The sequence below is a fragment of the Campylobacter concisus genome, from assembly GCF_002914195.1.
GTDB lineage: Bacteria > Campylobacterota > Campylobacteria > Campylobacterales > Campylobacteraceae > Campylobacter_A > Campylobacter_A concisus_M.
Window position 1 is genome coordinate 520,487 of the sequence record NZ_PPAU01000090.1, and the last position, 12,328, is coordinate 532,814.

Consider the following 12,328-nt stretch of genomic DNA (forward strand, 5'->3'; position numbering starts at 1 on the left):
GCTCTAATTGGGCTGTATTTTAATATTTTTACAATAAAAAATCAATATCCAATTATTTTATTAAGGCTCTTTTCTTCTTTGCTCCAGCCTTTCTTAACGACTACATCGAGTTTTAAAAAGACCTTTGATCCGGTTAAATTTTGTATTAACTTTCTTGCAAAAATTCCTATTCGTTTTATCGTTTCACCATTCTTACCGATGATCATACTTTTATGGATTTCACGCTCTGTGATGATATTTGCATAAATTTCAGTAACACCTGGCTTTTCTTTTACGCTTTTTATGATCGCGTCGCTAAGATATGGGATCTCGTCGCTTAAATTTTCATAGATCGCTTCAAGTATAAATTCTCTAAAAATTTCCTTCTCGTTTGTCGGAGTAAGAAATTCTGGATCATAAAAGTACTCATGCTCTGGCAAAAGCTTGCAAATTTCATCAAGAAGCGGCTTTTTATAAGTAGGCTGCTTGGTACTAAAAGTAAGCAAAGCTGCAAATTTATCTTGAAATTTTTGATACTGGGTGATCTTTTCTAAGACTTTCGCATTTGAGCTCTCATCGACTTTTGTTAGCACTAAGATGTGTGGTTTTTCAGGATTTAGGGCTAAAAATTTCTCGTAGTCACTTGTATTATCATGAATAGGCGCTAAAAATACGATGAGATCGCAATCTCCCATCGATTTTATAGCTTGGCTAATTAGTAGTTGATTTATCGCCTTGTTGCTCTCATGAAGTCCTGGCGTGTCGGTGAAGATGATCTGATCTTCACCATTCATCACGATGCCATTTATCTTTCTGCGAGTTGCGTTTTGTTTATGCGAGACGATGGCAATCTTTTCGTTCAACAAGGCATTTAAAAACGAGCTTTTGCCGGCATTTGTGCGTCCTATGATGCTAACAAAGCCTGATTTCAAAGTATATACCTCGCTAGATCTTGGTCTTCAACCACGTCTTTTAGGCGCTCTTTTACAAGCTCTTTTGTCATATTTATCTTCTCGCCGCTCTTTTCACTAGCCTCAAAGCTGATATCTTCTATCACGCGCTCGATCACAGTGTGAAGGCGTCTAGCACCGATATCTTCCATCTTTTCATTTGCGGCGTGAGCGATCCTGGCTATCTCTCTTATTGCTTCATCGTCAAATTCTAGCTCGACATTTTCGGTTGAGAGTAGGGCGATGTATTGTTTTAAAAGCGAATTTTTTGGCTGAGTTAAAATTTGATAAAGCGCGTCTTCATCAAGGCTATCAAGCTCTACTCTTAGTGGAAAACGGCCTTGAAGCTCAGGGATTAGATCGCTTGGTTTGCTTATATGAAAGGCACCAGCTGCGATAAACAAAATGTGATCTGTCTTTAAATTTCCAAATTTAGTATTTACATTTGAGCCCTCAACGATAGGTAGCAAGTCTCTTTGTACGCCTTCTTTGCTAGGATCTTGCCTGTTTGAGCTACCTGAGCCAACGGCCACTTTATCGATCTCATCTATAAAGATGATGCCCTCGTTTTCAGCTCTTCTTAAAGCCTCAGTTTTTATACTCTCAATGTCTAAAATTTTATCATTTGCCTCGCTTTGAAGGGCTTTTTTAGCATCTTTTACCTTCATTTCTTTTTTGATGTTTTTGCCACCGATACCAATTATTTTTATAAAGCTCTCTTGCATCTGCGCCATGTCAGGTGGCACGTTTGAGCCCGCTTCAAGTGGGTTTTGCTGCACCTCGATCTCGATGCTTAGCTCGTCAAGCTCGCCGTTTCTTAGCCTATTTAACATCTTGTCATAGCTCTTAGCGTATTCTGCTTGCTTCTCCTCGCTAGCACCTTTTGGAAGTGGTGGAAGTAGCTTTGAGACGATCTTTTCTTCGATGTAGGCATTTATCTTATCTTGATTTTTCTCGCTTTGCTCGTTTTTTACGAGATTATATGATGCCATAGCAAGATCTCTTACCATGCTTTCAACATCACGACCAACAAAACCAACCTCGGTATATTTGCTAGCCTCGACCTTGATAAATGGCAGCCCCATCATCTTTGAAAGACGCCTTGCGATCTCGGTTTTACCAACGCCTGTTGAGCCGATCATCAAAATATTTTTTGGCATGATGTCATCTTGCAGGCTTTTTTCAAGCTTCATGCGGCGGTAGCGGTTGCGAAGCGCGATCGCTATTATCTTTTTGGCGTCCTTTTGACCGATCACATAGTCATCTAAAAATTTAACAATTTCTCTTGGTGTTAAGTTCATTTTCTCTCTTATTCTAAAACATAAGTTTTGATGTTTGTATTTGTATAGATGCAAATTTCGCCAGCGATCTTGAGGCTCTCTTTAACTAGCTCCTCTTCGTCGATATCGGCAAATTTATCTAAGGCACGGGCCGCTGAAAGCGCGTAGTTGCCACCACTTCCAATAGCTGCTATCTTGCCATCTTCTGGCTCAACAACATCTCCAGTGCCACTAAGTAAGAAAATTTTATCCCTATCAAGCACAAGCATCATCGCTTCAAGCTTTCTTAGATACTTGTCTTTGCGCCACTCTTTGCTAAATTCTATAACCGCCTTTAGCAAATCGCCCTTTGTATGCTCTAAATTTTTCTCAAACATATCAAAAAGATTAAACGCATCAGCAGTGCTACCAGCAAAACCAGCTAGAACTTTGCCGTTATGAATTTTGCGGATTTTTACGGCATTGCCTTTTAAGACGGTGTTACCAAAGCTCACTTGTCCGTCGCCACCGATGACTGACTTGTTTTTGCCTTTGTAGGCTAAGATGGTTGTCGCATGAAACATCTACTCTCCTTGCACATCAACCTTTAAGCTCGCATTTATCGAGTGTCCAAGCTTTACATGAACGTCATAAAGGCCGACTGCTTTTAGGTGAGCGTCCATATCGATCGCTTTTTTCTCAACAACTAAATGATGCGTTTTCTCAAGCTCTGCCGCGATCTCCTCTTTTGAAACTGAGCCAAAAAGCGAGCCATTTGCGCCAAGTGTTTTTTTGATGACGACTGTCACTTTTGCAAGCTCTTCTTTTAGTTTTTCTAAATTTGCGATCTCGTATTTTAGCTCTTCGGCCTTTCTTTTTTGAGCCGCTTCGTATTGACGTAGGACATCTGGAGTAGCTGCTTTTGCAAAGCCTTTGCCGATTAAGAAGTTGTTGCCGTAGCCATCTTTTACCTCTTTTATCTCGCCAGCTTTTCCAAGTCCTTTTACATCTTTTATTAATAATACTTTCATTTTTGTCCTTTTTAAAATTTATTGTTAGTCAAATTTTCGCCCATTTTTGCGTGCGATTATAAAGCGAAGTGCATTTAGTTTGATAAATCCTTCCGCATCTTTTTGATCATAAACGCTGTCTTCTTCAAATGTGCAGTATGCCTCGCTAAATAGATTATCATTTTTGCTGTTTCTGCCAAGAATGGTCACGTTGCCTTTATAAAGCTCAACTTTTACAGAGCCATTTACGTGCTCTTGGCTCTTGTCGATGAGCGCTTGGAGCATATTTCGCTCAGGAGACCACCAGTAGCCGTTGTAAACTAGCTCGGCGTATTTTGGCATGATCTCATCTTTTAAGTGAGCAGCACCGCGGTCAAGCGTAATGCTCTCGATCGCACGGTGAGCTTTTAGCATTATCGTGCCGCCTGGAGTTTCGTAGCAGCCGCGGCTCTTCATACCAACTGAGCGGTTTTCTACGATGTCAAGTCTGCCTATGCCGTGTTTTGCGCCAAGGCGGTTTAGCTCGGTTAAAATTTCAGCTGGGCTCATTTTTTTACCGTTTATGCTTACTGGATCGCCTTTTTCATAGCCGATCTCGATGATCTCGCTCTTATCTGGAGCATCTTTTGGGCTTACTGTCCATCTCCACATATCATCTTCTGGTGCATGACTTGGGTCTTCAAGTACTAGACCTTCGTAGCTTATGTGAAGTAAATTTGCGTCCATTGAGTATGGGCTCTTGCCTGGTTTTTTGGTGATATCTATGCCGTTTTTCTCAGCGTATGCCAAAAGTTTTTCACGGCTATTTAGATCCCACTCGCGCCATGGAGCAATGATAGTTAGGTTGTCGCCAAGTGCGTAGTATCCAAGTTCAAAGCGAACTTGGTCGTTGCCTTTGCCTGTTGCTCCGTGACTCACGCCATCAGCGCCAACAAGCCTTGCGATCTCGCTTTGTCGTTTTGCTATTAGTGGGCGAGCGATTGATGTGCCAAGTAGATACTCGCCCTCGTAGACTGCATTTGCTCTAAACATTGGAAATACATAATCACGTACAAATTCTTCTCTTAAATCTTCAATAAAAATATTTTCAGGCTTCACGCCAAGTGCTAGGGCTTTTTTGCGTGCAGGCTCTAGCTCTTCGCCTTGTCCGATGTCAGCCGTAAATGTGACTACTTCGCAGTTGTATTCATCTTGAAGCCACTTTAAAATAATGCTTGTGTCAAGTCCGCCAGAGTATGCCAAAACCACTTTTTTTACGTTTTTTTTCATAGCTCTTCCTTTTGTTAAAATAGTCGTATTCTAGCCTAAATTGATTAATTTTTAATAAACTAATTTAATAAATAATGTAAGTTTTTTCTTAGAAAATTTTATAAAAAAGATTACTATTTAAAATTATGATAATTAATATTGTTTTAAAAGATACTTTGTTAAATTTCAAACTTTTTCAAATTAAATTTTAAAAGGATAGTCGTGAGAAAAACAAAATTTATTGCCATCTGCCTTAGCGCTTGCGTGGCAAATTCGCTCTTTGGAGCAGAGCATAAAGACAATAACGAAAAAAGGCTTGATGGCGTCGTAGTAAGTGCGAGTGGCTTTTCGCAGCAGATCAAAGAAGCCCCTGCAAGCATCAGCGTGATAAGCGGCGATGAGCTTACAAAAGATAGCTTTACTTCACTTCACTCAATCGCCCAAAAAGTGCCAGGTGTAAATGTCGTCGGTGGCGAGGACGGGGCAGCTAGCGGCATCTCGATACGCGGCATGGAGAAGTCTCAAACGCTAGTTTTGATAGATGGCAAAAGAGTAAATTCAAGTAGCGCAAACCCAAAGGGCGGAGCAGGGGATATGAACTCAAATTTCATCCCACCAGCTGAGGCGATCGAGCGTATAGAGGTCATCCGTGGCCCTATGAGCTCGCTTTATGGTAGCGACGCAGTTGGAGGTGTGATAAATATCATTACCAAAAAGGACTTTTCAAAATTTAGTGGCAACGTCGGTATCTCAACCACGATAAACACGCATAAAGGTATAGGCGATGGCAGGCAAGGTGACTTTTATCTAAATTTACCTCTTTATAAAGACCTTTTTGCACTCCAGCTTTGGGGCTATAAAAAGCTAAGAGACGAAGATGGCTACATCGGTGGCTATCAAAAGAGTGATAAGAGAAATTTAAGCGCAAAACTTTGGATCACTCCAGATGAACACAATAAATTTTTCATCCTTGGCTCAAACGAAAGGCATGATTATTCAAAAACGGTTGGCAAATCAGCCGATCCAAACCCAAGAAGAAGACCATTAGATAATTATGACTACGAGAAAAAGAGCTATGGCGTGGGCTACCTTGGTGAATTTGATAACCTAAATGCCGATATCAGCTACATTTATGATCAGACACAAAGAACGAGCCTTTTTGATAGCCTCATACCTGCAAAAGCCAAAAATCACAACTTTAACTCAAAATTTACAACCTTTCTTGGCGCTCACGCACTAACTTTTGGCTATGACTTTAGCAAGCAAAATGTCGGCACGACCTTCATTGTCTCAAACATCTCAAGGAATGGTCTTAGAAATCCAAAAAGTTACTCAATGAGTGAGCATGCGGGATTTATAGAGGATGAGTGGCAAATTTTAGATGAGAAGCTGTTTTTAACGCTTGGCTCAAGGCTCACGCACAACGAATTTTTTGGTAACCACCTCTCGCCAAGAGCCTACCTAGTCTATAATGCCACAGATACGCTAAGCTTAAAAGGCGGCGTAGCAACTGGCTATAAAACCCCAAATGTCAATCAAATCTCCCCAGAAGTAGGCACTATTCAAAATGCTTGGAGAATAGTTGATTTTGGAAACAAAGATCTAAAGCCAGAAAAAAGCATAACTTACGAAGTTGGTGCATATTATGACAATCAGGCTGATTTTAGAGGCTCGGTAACGCTTTTTAGAAATGTGTTTAAAGATAAGATCCTAGACACCGACGGCAGTAACGTAAATAGAATTCCTGCCTTTGGTACTTGCGCAGGTGCACCACACGTTAATTGTCCTGGCTGGGGAACTTACTTTAACATTGAAGGTGCGACCGTTTGGGGCGTGGAGCTAAGTGGCGACTACGACATCCTTTCAAATCTAAATTTAAGCTCAAACTACACCTATAATAAGTCAAAGATAAAAACTGGCAACCCAACGATAAATACGCCAAGAGGCCCTATGAAATTTAGTGAGACAAATCTTGGCAGACTTGATGCAAAAAGCCTTACAGCAACGCCAGAGCATGTATTTCACGCTACGCTTACATATAAGCCTGTAAAAAGCGTCAAGACATTTTTTGGTACAAACTACGAGAGTAAGCTAACAAGCGTAAATTTTGGTGCTGGAAACAAAGTAAGAGAGAATACAAAAGACCTGCTCACCTTCGATACAGGCGTCAGCTGGGACGCAAACAAGCACCTAACTCTTAGCCTAAATGCTTATAATATCTTTGATAAAATAAGATACGATGAGTCGCTTGTGGGCGATACATACTACTTTTATCCGCAAGAGGGCAGGAGATTTTGGTTTAAGGTCGCTGCAAAATGGTAAGAGCGTTTAAATTTTTGCTTTTTACGCTTGGTGTGGCACAGACTTTGCACGCAGGACCCAGCCAAACGCCTGAGCCACTTAGCCAAAAAGCTGCTAGTAAATTTGAAATTTCAACCTTTAAAATGAGTGCAAATGATGAAATTTATAAAATTTTCACAGCCAAGCTAAAGGGGCAAAATGAGTTTAAAAACGTGCTTTTCTTGCTTGACGCAAACGCCCAGTTTAACATGCTTTTAAATGAATTTGATGGCACGACTGCACCACTAATAATAGGCATAGGATATGACACAAATAAAAGCTACGAAGTAGAAAAACGCACAAGAGATCTCACGCCAAAAGCAAAGGGCGAGGAATTTGACAAAGGTGGTGGCGCAGATGCGTTTTACTATTTTTTGACAAAAAATTTGGTGCCACTTATCGATCAGAAATTTAATGTGCAAGACCTCCCAAAAAGCCTTTATGGACACTCTTTTGGCGGTCTTTTTACGCTCTATACCTTGCTTAAAAATGAGGGCATATTTGCAAATTTCTTTATCGCTTCGCCGTCTCTTTGGTGGGGCGAGTCTGAAATTTTAAAGCAAAACGTGAGTGAGGGTAAATTTAAAGAGAAACTAAAGGCTAAATTTGTCTTTCTTAGCGTTGGCGAGCTTGAAAAAAGAAAGGGCAAGACTGACAAGCCTGGCACTTTAAAGGCGAGCGATCTAGCCCAAATTTTAAAACAAAGTGGCGTAAATTTTCACTTTGAGTTTTACAAAGGGCAAACGCATGGCAGCGTCATACCTCTAAATTTAAAAGAGCTTTTAAAATATCTAAAGGATTAAAAATTTAAGGCTATTTTTGTTAAAATCCGCCACATGAGAGTAGATAAATTTTTAAACGTAGTAAATATCACCAAAAGGCGTGCCGTTAGCGAAGATATGTGCAAAAGTGGCGTTGTGAGCATCAACGGCGTGCAGGCAAAAGCGGCAAAAGATGTTAAGATCGGCGATGTTATTACTATCAAATTTCTAGCTCGTGAGGCGAGATACGAGGTGCTAGCGATCCCAACTACAAAAAGCATACCAAAAAGCGCTCAAAGCGAATATGTAAAAGAGCTTTGATGGTTTTTGAGCTTTTAGAAAATGAGCTTGGTGAGCTTGTAAGAGTGCTTCCAAAAAGTGGCGTGGTGCTACTAAGTGGCGATCTAGCAAGTGGCAAAACGACGCTTGTAAAGGCGATCATTAAGGCTCATGGCATAGATGAGAGCGTGACGTCGCCTACGTTTTCTTTGATGCAAATTTATGGTAAAGATATCTACCACTACGACATTTATCAGATCGGATTTGATGGGATGGCCAAAAATGGTCTTTTTGAAAATTTATTTGAAGAGGGGCTTCATCTAGTAGAGTGGGGCGATGAAAATTTAGAAAAAGCTCTAAAGAAAAACGGCGAGAGCTATATGATGATAAAAATTTCTCCTAGCAAAAATGGCAGAAAATACGAGGTTATAAGTGCATAAACTAGAAGTAAAAGATCTAAAAAAGACGATTAAGAAAAGTGAGATCATAAAAGGTATATCTTTAGAGGTAAATAGTGGCGAAGTCGTGGGGCTTCTTGGGCCAAATGGCGCTGGAAAGACGACCACTTTTTATATGATCTGCGGGCTCATCTCGCCAACTAGCGGAGATGTCTTTTTAAACGACGAAAAGATCACAAACGTCCCGCTTCACAAAAGAGCGCACCTTGGTATTGGCTATTTGCCGCAAGAATCAAGCATATTTAAAGAGCTAAGCGTCGAAGAAAATTTGCTCCTTGGGGCTGAAATTTTAAATCAAAGCAAAGAAGAGATAACAAAAAGAGTAAATGAGATGCTAAATATGCTAAATATCGAGCCTATCCGCCTAAGAAAGGGCGTTAGTCTAAGTGGTGGCGAGCGCAGACGCTGTGAGATCGCTAGAAGCCTCATCATAAAGCCAAAATTTTTACTTCTTGATGAGCCATTTGCAGGCGTCGATCCTATCGCAGTTAGCGACATCCAAAGCATCGTTAGAGACCTTAAAAAGCTAGGCATCGGCGTTTTGATAACTGACCACAACGTCCGTGAGACGCTAGCCATTTGCGACAGAGCCTACGTCATCAAAGATGGCTCGCTGCTAGCAAGCGGCAGTGCGAGCGAAGTGGCAAACAATAAGCTCGTTAGAACGCACTATCTTGGCGAAGAATTTAAGCTGCTTGAGTAGATGATGCTAAGGCAAAAGCAAACTTTAGCGCCAAAGATCAAACTAAACCAAACGCTAAGAAGCTGGCTTCCTATCCTTCAAAGCGGGCTTGATGAGCTAAAAGAGACGCTTGAGCCTTTTATAAAAGAGAACCCATTTGCCACGATCGAGCATAAAAATTTAGAAAAAAGCGAAAAAAAGCGAAATTTTTTCGAGCAGGTTAGCAAAAACTCGGTTAGCGAGAGTATCGAGGCTTTAAGCATCTATAAAGAAAGCCTCTATGAAAAGCTAGTTAGTCAGATAAATCCACCACTTTTCCCCACGCAAAAGTCTCAAGATATCGCATATAAGATCATCGAGTGTTTAGATGATGAGGGCTATTTTTCTTACGATGATAAAATTTTTGTGGGGTTTAGCGAGGGCGAGGTAGAGCGGGTTAGGGCGAGATTTGCCTACCTTGAGCCCTGTGGCGTGGGTGCAAAGGATGTTAAAGAGAGCTTTTTGTTTCAGCTTGGCGAAGCAGAGGCGAGTGAAGAGATCATAGAGTGCGCGAAAAAGATCATCTTAAATTTTGAAAATATAGAAAAACTTAGAAAGCTTAAATTTTACGATGATGCGCTAAAAATCATAAAGAAATTTAAAAATCCCCCGGCCATTGAGTATCTTGAAGATGAAAAAGAGACGGTGCCTGATATCTTCGTGCTAAGTACAAGCAGTGGTATAAGTGTGCAGATAAATGATGAGTACTATCCAGAAATTTTGGTTGATACCGAGGGATTAGACGAGAAAGAGGCCTTTGTAAGCTCACGCATAAAAGAGGCTAGCGAGCTCATAGACGCCCTTGAGATGAGAAAGGCGACACTTTATAAGATAGGGCTCATGATAGTTGAGTATCAGTATGACTACTTTTTGGGTGGCGACATAAAGCCTATGAAGCTAAAAGACCTAGCTGACGAGCTTGGACGCAACCCTTCAACCATCTCAAGAGCGATCGCGAACAAATATCTAAGCTCCCCAAGAGGCACGGTCGCACTTAAAAATTTCTTCGCAACTGGCTTTGACGAGGAGACTTCAAACGCCGCGATAAAGGAATTTTTGCTAGAGCTTATCAAAAATGAAGACCACAAAAAGCCACTTTCTGATCTAAAAATCCAAGAGCTAATCCAAGCTAAATTTAACATCCAAATCGTTCGCCGAACCATCACCAAATACCGCAAAATCCTAAATATCGGCAGCTCAAGCCAGCGAAAAAGAGTCTATCAGATAAACGGCTAGCTACCACTCATTTACAGCAAAAAGTATGGCCTTACGCATCTGCGTAAAAAGCTCGTTGCTAAGCTCTTCGTACTCTTTGCCACGTTTTTTATATTGTGCCATGCCCGATGCATCGTCGTTCCAAGAGCCCATACCGCCAAAGACATCAGCCAAGCTTGCCGCAGCAGAAAGGGCTAAATTTTTCTTTGGCATAAGTGGTGCATTAAATATCTTTTGGTCATCATTGCTTGAAGATCTAAGTGATTTTAATGCCCTGCGAAAACACTTACCAAAATTCTCACACTCTATCTCATCTGCAAAGACCGCTATCTTGGTAAGTGTGTCCATAAAAGCCTCTGTATTGTCGCTAAAATTTTCTAAATTAACATCTTTTTCAAGACCGAATTCTTTATATATTATGTCCCAGCCTCTTTGATTTTTGTTGTATTTCCAGTAGGGTACGAAGCAGCTCATGTGCTCTTTAAAAATGCAGATGATCGATTTTGCGGTAGAGTTTGAAAAGCTAAGCAATAAACGTTCATCTGATGAGCCAGTTAAATTTGCAGTAAGTCTTACATCGCTTAATCCAATCTTTAATGCGTGCTCAAACCACTCATTTACGCCATTTGCCCTATGGCCTGAGAGAAAGTGAAAATTTATACTATTTTCGTAGTTAGTGCCATTATATAGGATAGGAGAATTTGACTTTATGGCCTGCTTTGCGGCAACAATAATGGCGCATATATTAAACATTTCACCATTCATTTTTGCTCTCTTTAAAGCTCTATGGCAAACTGTACTCTAGCCGACCATCACAAAATTTTCTTGATTTTTAAAGTATGGCTTTAGACTCTCATAAGCAGATTGAATATTTTTAAATTTCTTTGCATATTCTTCTTGTATGAGAGGATTTTTGTTGGCATGCCTATCTGGGTGATAGATATTTACGAGCGAAAGGTAGCTTTGTCTGATAGTTTCAAAGTCATCATCTTTTTTGCAACCCAAAATCTCAAAATTTTCCTCAAGCAAATTTGCAAGCACAGAAAATCTGCTTACAAATTTAGATGAGCTTTTTATTTTTATGCCTTGTTTAAAGGCTTTGTAGTCTTTTTCATCATAGATAAAATTTACGCTAAATTTTGGATAGCTTCTTTTGTAGAGTAGTTTGTTTAATGTGTTTATGTCGTTGTCATTTGAGATGGTGATGTTTAAAAAATCATCATTTTTGCTAAAAGTAACATTACTTTTTACCAGACTCTCGCTGATATAGCCAGCAAAATCTCTGCAAAGTGCATCTTTTAGTTCAAATTTGACTTCATTTTTTACAAAATTTACGTTTAGGCTAATGACTGGAGTTAGGGTATTTTTTTGAACAAAGCCAAGCTTTATGGTTTTATAGTTTGCAAAACGAATATCAAGCTTATCATCACTTTGCTTTTCATAAAGTTTTTTTATAAATTTTAAAAAGCACTTGCGTTGTGGGATCTCGCTCTCTTCATAAAACGAAATAACCTTATTTTTATTAGATAAAATTTTTGTAAAATTTCTGCTTATCATATCTCTAAGCTCACGAAACAAAGCGTCATTATCAGTTAAAATACTTAGAGATTCTAATGTTTGCGTAACTTTCATTGCCTACTCCACATAAAATATTACATGTTTTAGCAATAAGCATTCCAAATTTATATTTTTCTTATATCTTGGCCTTTAATGTACTCTGCAAATTCGTTTTTTAGCTTATTTTCTTTATATGAGATCGCCTCTTCTTTTGTATGAGAAACGGCTTCTTTTTGAGTTTTTTTGATCTCACCTTGCTCTTTAGTAAGTTCTTTTTTTATCTCTTTTAAACTATCGAAAAAATCATTCATTTTTGCTCCTTTTGTTTTTATCGGATTTTACTAAAACAGTTATAAAATTAAAATGAATACAATTTTTCTTTAAGGAAAGTTTGGCTAATATCTCGACTTAACTTTCTTGTGCGCTCGTAGCTCAGCTGGATAGAGCATTTGATTGCGGTTCAAAAGGTCAGAGATTCGAATTCTCTCGGGCGCACCATCTTTTTAATTCTTAATGACAAACTTCATAATTTTTATAGTAAAATAAGCAAA

14 protein-coding genes and 1 tRNA gene are annotated in these 12,328 nt (G+C 39.6%); 7 read left to right on the plus strand and 8 right to left on the minus strand.

What is annotated here, in order from left to right; all coding sequences use genetic code 11:
• Nucleotides 1-41: 41 nt before the first annotated feature.
• The 5 genes from era to CYP28_RS04895 are packed head-to-tail and all read right to left on the minus strand — an operon-like array spanning nucleotide 42 to nucleotide 4,467.
• Entirely contained in the window at nucleotides 42-911 is an 870-nt protein-coding gene (era, locus tag CYP28_RS04875; protein ID WP_103582784.1) for a GTPase Era, read from the minus strand.
• Nucleotides 908-2,230, minus strand: a complete 1,323-nt coding sequence (hslU, locus tag CYP28_RS04880; protein WP_103593295.1) for an HslU--HslV peptidase ATPase subunit — start codon at nucleotides 2,228-2,230, stop codon at nucleotides 908-910. Before hslU ends, era begins: the two co-directional genes overlap by 4 nt.
• Before the next feature lie 8 nt (nucleotides 2,231-2,238).
• On the minus strand, nucleotides 2,239-2,772 hold the full coding sequence (gene hslV / locus CYP28_RS04885; protein ID WP_021084582.1) for an ATP-dependent protease subunit HslV: 534 nt from the start codon (nucleotides 2,770-2,772) through the stop codon (nucleotides 2,239-2,241).
• Nucleotides 2,773-3,219: a 50S ribosomal protein L9 gene (gene rplI / locus CYP28_RS04890; RefSeq protein ID WP_103593296.1), complete on the minus strand. Its 447-nt coding sequence runs from the start codon at nucleotides 3,217-3,219 to the stop codon at nucleotides 2,773-2,775.
• 24 nt (nucleotides 3,220-3,243) lie between these two features.
• Nucleotides 3,244-4,467, minus strand: coding sequence for an argininosuccinate synthase (locus tag CYP28_RS04895; RefSeq protein WP_103593297.1), 1,224 nt, complete (start codon nucleotides 4,465-4,467; stop codon nucleotides 3,244-3,246).
• 201 nt (nucleotides 4,468-4,668) lie between these two features.
• On the opposite strand from CYP28_RS04895, the gene CYP28_RS04900 reads away from it, so the two are divergent.
• Genes CYP28_RS04900 through CYP28_RS04925 form a run of 6 tightly spaced genes read left to right on the plus strand, consistent with a single transcriptional unit; the run spans nucleotide 4,669 to nucleotide 10,241 of the window.
• Nucleotides 4,669-6,768, plus strand: a complete 2,100-nt coding sequence (locus CYP28_RS04900; RefSeq protein ID WP_141089906.1) for a TonB-dependent receptor domain-containing protein — start codon at nucleotides 4,669-4,671, stop codon at nucleotides 6,766-6,768.
• On the plus strand, nucleotides 6,762-7,589 hold the full coding sequence (locus CYP28_RS04905; RefSeq protein ID WP_103593298.1) for an alpha/beta hydrolase: 828 nt from the start codon (nucleotides 6,762-6,764) through the stop codon (nucleotides 7,587-7,589). Before CYP28_RS04900 ends, CYP28_RS04905 begins: the two co-directional genes overlap by 7 nt.
• A gap of 33 nt (nucleotides 7,590-7,622) precedes the next feature.
• The gene (locus CYP28_RS04910; RefSeq protein WP_002940508.1) at nucleotides 7,623-7,868 is read left to right on the plus strand and encodes an RNA-binding S4 domain-containing protein; all 246 of its coding nucleotides are present in this window, start codon (nucleotides 7,623-7,625) and stop codon (nucleotides 7,866-7,868) included.
• Nucleotides 7,868-8,266 carry a tRNA (adenosine(37)-N6)-threonylcarbamoyltransferase complex ATPase subunit type 1 TsaE gene (gene tsaE, locus CYP28_RS04915; RefSeq protein ID WP_103593299.1) on the plus strand — a complete coding sequence of 133 codons (399 nt, stop codon included), beginning with the start codon at nucleotides 7,868-7,870 and terminating at the stop codon, nucleotides 8,264-8,266. The genes CYP28_RS04910 and tsaE overlap by 1 nt, the downstream gene beginning before the upstream one ends.
• A complete protein-coding gene (gene lptB, locus CYP28_RS04920; RefSeq protein ID WP_103593300.1) occupies nucleotides 8,259-8,987 on the plus strand; it encodes an LPS export ABC transporter ATP-binding protein in 729 nt (242 codons plus the stop codon). Before tsaE ends, lptB begins: the two co-directional genes overlap by 8 nt.
• A 3-nt stretch (nucleotides 8,988-8,990) precedes the next feature.
• On the plus strand, nucleotides 8,991-10,241 hold the full coding sequence (locus CYP28_RS04925; RefSeq protein WP_242047014.1) for an RNA polymerase factor sigma-54: 1,251 nt from the start codon (nucleotides 8,991-8,993) through the stop codon (nucleotides 10,239-10,241).
• On the opposite strand, the gene CYP28_RS04930 is transcribed toward CYP28_RS04925, so the two are convergent.
• From CYP28_RS04930 to CYP28_RS04940, 3 genes are read right to left on the minus strand one after another with little or no spacing between them, the layout of a single operon-like run.
• Nucleotides 10,242-10,985 (minus strand): hypothetical protein, encoded by a 744-nt coding sequence (locus CYP28_RS04930; RefSeq protein WP_103593302.1) that lies wholly within the window; start codon nucleotides 10,983-10,985, stop codon nucleotides 10,242-10,244.
• 36 nt (nucleotides 10,986-11,021) lie between these two features.
• The gene (locus tag CYP28_RS04935; RefSeq protein WP_103593303.1) at nucleotides 11,022-11,852 is read right to left on the minus strand and encodes an adenylosuccinate lyase; all 831 of its coding nucleotides are present in this window, start codon (nucleotides 11,850-11,852) and stop codon (nucleotides 11,022-11,024) included.
• A gap of 50 nt (nucleotides 11,853-11,902) precedes the next feature.
• On the minus strand, nucleotides 11,903-12,088 hold the full coding sequence (locus CYP28_RS04940) for a hypothetical protein (RefSeq protein WP_054196631.1): 186 nt from the start codon (nucleotides 12,086-12,088) through the stop codon (nucleotides 11,903-11,905).
• Between the two features lie 110 nt (nucleotides 12,089-12,198).
• Here CYP28_RS04940 and CYP28_RS04945 point away from each other — a divergent pair.
• Nucleotides 12,199-12,275: transfer RNA gene (locus CYP28_RS04945), tRNA-Arg, on the plus strand.
• Nucleotides 12,276-12,328 lie beyond the last annotated feature (53 nt).

Coding starts and splice junctions, on each gene's coding strand:
- hslU (WP_103593295.1), bottom strand. CDS start 2,230: ATGAACTTAACACCAAGAGAAATTGTTAAATTTTTAGATGACTATGTG.
- hslV (WP_021084582.1), bottom strand. CDS start 2,772: ATGTTTCATGCGACAACCATCTTAGCCTACAAAGGCAAAAACAAGTCA.
- rplI (WP_103593296.1), bottom strand. CDS start 3,219: ATGAAAGTATTATTAATAAAAGATGTAAAAGGACTTGGAAAAGCTGGC.
- CYP28_RS04895 (WP_103593297.1), bottom strand. CDS start 4,467: ATGAAAAAAAACGTAAAAAAAGTGGTTTTGGCATACTCTGGCGGACTT.
- CYP28_RS04905 (WP_103593298.1), top strand. CDS start 6,762: ATGGTAAGAGCGTTTAAATTTTTGCTTTTTACGCTTGGTGTGGCACAG.
- CYP28_RS04910 (WP_002940508.1), top strand. CDS start 7,623: ATGAGAGTAGATAAATTTTTAAACGTAGTAAATATCACCAAAAGGCGT.
- tsaE (WP_103593299.1), top strand. CDS start 7,868: ATGGTTTTTGAGCTTTTAGAAAATGAGCTTGGTGAGCTTGTAAGAGTG.
- CYP28_RS04925 (WP_242047014.1), top strand. CDS start 8,991: ATGCTAAGGCAAAAGCAAACTTTAGCGCCAAAGATCAAACTAAACCAA.
- CYP28_RS04930 (WP_103593302.1), bottom strand. CDS start 10,985: ATGAATGGTGAAATGTTTAATATATGCGCCATTATTGTTGCCGCAAAG.
- CYP28_RS04935 (WP_103593303.1), bottom strand. CDS start 11,852: ATGAAAGTTACGCAAACATTAGAATCTCTAAGTATTTTAACTGATAAT.
- CYP28_RS04940 (WP_054196631.1), bottom strand. CDS start 12,088: ATGAATGATTTTTTCGATAGTTTAAAAGAGATAAAAAAAGAACTTACT.